This is a genomic window from Shewanella sp. SG44-2, from assembly GCF_014164215.1.
In the GTDB taxonomy this organism is placed as follows: domain Bacteria; phylum Pseudomonadota; class Gammaproteobacteria; order Enterobacterales; family Shewanellaceae; genus Shewanella; species Shewanella frigidimarina.
Genome location: NZ_JACJEU010000086.1, coordinates 1 through 376, shown reverse-complemented (window position 1 = coordinate 376; position 376 = coordinate 1). Strand labels below are relative to the sequence as shown.

At 42.8% G+C, this 376-nt stretch carries 1 rRNA gene; it reads right to left on the bottom strand.

Going from position 1 to position 376, the window contains the following annotated elements:
- Window positions 1-315: 315 nt before the first annotated feature.
- A 16S ribosomal RNA gene (locus H5181_RS20385) occupies window positions 316-376 on the bottom strand; the annotation flags it as partial.

Genomic DNA, 376 nt, shown 5'->3' with positions numbered 1-376 from the left:
ACTTGTCTCACCTCCAGGGTAGGAAGTGGACTCGCCTTAGTTTTTTAGAATATTCAAGACACTTAAACAGTGTTTTGAGAACTCAAGTGTTAATGCTTTCGCATTAACGTTTTTCGCACTAACGTGATCACACAAACGACAACGAATCATCATCCATGGGCCTTTAGTTAGTACTATCAGCTTTCCAAATTTTTAAAGAACAACACTTAACCGGCAAGCGGTGTGTTTCACTCTACTTCCGAAGAAGTTAACAAGTAATCTGTGTGAACACTCACATGCATCGCTGCACTTTAGGTATTGAGTTAGTCGTATAGGTAAGGAGGTGATCCAGCCCCAGGTTCCCCTAGGGCTACCTTGTTACGACTTCACCCCAGTC